Genomic DNA, 3,247 nt, shown 5'->3' on the forward strand with positions numbered 1-3,247 from the left:
ACTTGGATCGGAAGCTAAGGTCCTTTTTGTCTCAATTTTGGATTCGATTAATTTTTGCATTACGAATCAAAAATCTGGCTGCTGTAATTGGATTCTGATCCGTTCAGCAAGCCCTAAATAGCTTTTTTAACAGCTTAAAAATATCAAATGATGTGCGATTATACACCTTGTTATAAGCATATTTCTTAGGATTTCTGATCCATCCATATCCTCGTGGCATTTTTAGACCCGCTCTATGGACTACCTGTCTTTTTAAACTTGTTCTTGCCGATATTCTTTTCTTTAAGCTTGGTTTTCTGATTCCGAATTTCACTTATTCTACCTCCAGTAGGTTAATTCGACTTTTCTCCAATATAAAACATTTTGAAATTATTATCCGCTTTCATTAACCAGCTATGCAACTTCTATCTCTGATATTGACGAGATGATCATCAATATATCATTAACCATTAAAATCAATTTCAGTGCATATTCTTTTTTATCATAATCTGAACTAATGCCATGCTTTATCTTATTTCGATTAAAATCTGGTACTGCATCAGTACTATCAGGGCTAAAGCTAGAATAATATGCCTTGAATTGAACAAAGAAATACTCCGTAAGATAATCCATTAACTCACCTGATTCTTTTTTAAGAGGTGTTATATATTTCCATATACTTGTTTCAAAAACTTTGTATCTGTCATTTGCAAAATTGCGTATTGCTCCTTCTAGCATTGTTGTAAAGGCATCTACACCTGGCCAATATTTTCCGATTTTATATAATTCTACAGCATCATCTGCCATTTTTTTAAATGGTTGATAATAATTAAAATTCTCCCAGTTGGCCACCAATTTATCTAATTCTTCAAAATTATTATTATCAAAATGTTCTATGATGATCACACTAACCTCATCATCACTTAGATTATCGCCCCCACTGTATAATAGATCAATTGCTTCTCCCTGTTCAATGTTCCCAATACACCACCCTAAACCGTATATTTTTTTTGTTTTTTTCTTCAGATACGCTTGTAAATGATTTTGAGCAATTTTTATTGTATTTATATCAAAAAGGAACGGGGTTATTCTTCTTGATACTTCATCTGTAAATCTAACAAATTCATTGAGCTTATCCTGAGCTTGAAAGGCAATTTGATAACCCATCATAGTCTCACTAAACAATACCCTTTGCTTCTCAATTATGCTTGTAATCTTAGAATTATTTATCAAATCAAATTTAAGGTCATTAAAAATCTTTGGTTCGAAGATGCGTGTAACCTCTTTCATATTTTCAATAGCCTTAAGGGCTGGTTGTGAAAACATATTTGCTGCTTCAATAATTGCTCTGTTTGTATTTAGAGCATTCTGTAATTGTACTTGTTCCATCACCCAGAGATTATTACTAAATAACTCATTCATTTTAGTAATCGCCTCAATATGATTGTATATCCCTCCAAATTTAGAATAATTCTTAGAGATATTAATAACCTGGGAAATGGATGACAGATTGCCCTTAAATGTTGCATCTGTCATCGTTTTAATTTTTCGGTTTAGCTTCTGTAGCTCTTCTTTTTCCATCTCATGTAATAATGCATATTTCTCAATAAAATCAATATCTTTCTTCCTTAATACATTTTCAAGTTGAGAAAGATATCCACTTTGTTGATATATAACCTCAATAATATGCTCACCATCATTTGGAGATATTGTATTCATATCTTTTAGCGCAAGCGTAAAAGGGATTTCACTATTAATGACTTTCCAATTCGTTTTCATCATTTCGAACAGCATATTATAGAATGCTTCATCTTTATCTTGGTTATTTTTTAAGCAGAGTCCATATACCTCATATGAGCTCATACTGTATCCAATTGGAACCTGATAATTTTGACCGCTGATATTAACAGAAACTGTTTTAATTGACTTTTTCAAGTTTGATATTATACGTTCCATTAAGATGATATGCCCCCTTCTACATTGATTACATCTTTCGATATTCTGCTAACATTCTTTTAAGAACCTGCACATTATGATACTGTTTCTTGAATTCTTCCATAATATAACCTTCAATTTCCGGAAAGTGCGGAAGCCAAATGTCTGCTGTGAATTTATCCTTCTTATGCCATATATTTTGCACATAATTTTCAAATGACTCTTTCTCCATTTCGGACTCAAAAATCAAAATGCATTCTTCGAACCTGTTATGAGATGTCGTTTCTTCATCACCATCAGGTTCATAGTAAAATTGGTGAATAATATACGGCAATGTACCCTTAATATAATATTTATAAGTTACATCCCATTTATGATAAGCATTAAAAGAAATTCCATCAGTCATTGGTGTAGGCGTAAAATATCTGCCACCATCCAGACTAACTCCCTCAAAAGTTGACAGTAACGTCTGATGGTAGAATATTCTTATCTCTCTCCACCGGGGCTCAATATCCGTTTGATTAAACAAATAGTATTGATATGCCGTTTCCTCACCATCCAACGTATACTCTATTGTAAACTCTGGAAAAAACTTATGGTATCTCTTCACTGTTTCCCAGTTTGTTGGCGCTTGTAGCCATTCATCTGGTTTATGCAAGAAATTAGTAATTTTCTCTAATGGTGTCAAAATTATACCAAATCTCTTTTTCCATAAATATTCCACATGGTGAATATCAGCAGATTTTTCTTTAGGTGTGTTTGTGTCCATTACACGCGTATAAATATTATTTGCTTGAACATTCTGATATCTTTCAGTTAAATAAAAGGGCGTATTGCTACTATTTTTTATCACTATTACATCAATACATTCAGCAGATAAAATCATTGACTCTACATAAACTGTAGGTCGTATACCGCTTACAAACTTTTTATCCTTTAAAAAATCAACAAGCATTTGAGTATTTTTACGATTCTCATCGTTATTGACATCCAGTGGATTATGATTATTTTCCTCATCAATTCCAATAATAATATATGCATCTCTATTTTCAAGATTATTGGCTAAGCACATGATATCGTGAAGTAAATCTGCCTTCTTTTCCTTTGAGTACCACTCTCTTTTAAAATCCCAATATGAACCTTCTTGCTTTAGTTCAATCAGAGTTCGTATTTCTGAATGCATCTTTCTCACCTCCATCCAAAATTTAATTCAAATTTCAGAGAAATAACAAAAGTATTATGATTGATTTATCTCTAGGGCCATTTTTTCAATGAACTCTATGTATTCAGGCTTATCCATATCATTATTTGCAAGAATTTGTTCGACATTAAT

General features: G+C 32.2%; 2 protein-coding genes. Both read right to left on the reverse strand.

Translation table 11 applies throughout. The annotated features are described in order from the left end of the window. Positions 1–393 precede the first annotated feature (393 nt). Positions 394–1,935, reverse strand: coding sequence for a hypothetical protein (locus KHM83_RS19415; protein ID WP_213238696.1), 1,542 nt, complete (start codon positions 1,933–1,935; stop codon positions 394–396). 28 nt (positions 1,936–1,963) lie between these two features. Next, on the reverse strand, positions 1,964–3,097 hold the full coding sequence (locus KHM83_RS19420) for an AlbA family DNA-binding domain-containing protein (protein ID WP_246543215.1): 1,134 nt from the start codon (positions 3,095–3,097) through the stop codon (positions 1,964–1,966). Between the last annotated feature and the right edge of the window lie 150 nt (positions 3,098–3,247).

This window comes from Fusibacter paucivorans (assembly GCF_018390735.1).
GTDB classification, from domain to species: domain Bacteria; phylum Bacillota; class Clostridia; order Peptostreptococcales; family Acidaminobacteraceae; genus Fusibacter; species Fusibacter paucivorans.

What these genes read in the sequence shown, in the direction of transcription:
- KHM83_RS19420 (WP_246543215.1), bottom strand. Translation starts at nt 3,097, where the DNA reads ATGCATTCAGAAATACGAACTCTGATTGAACTAAAGCAAGAAGGTTCA.
- KHM83_RS19415 (WP_213238696.1), bottom strand. Translation starts at nt 1,935, where the DNA reads ATGGAACGTATAATATCAAACTTGAAAAAGTCAATTAAAACAGTTTCT.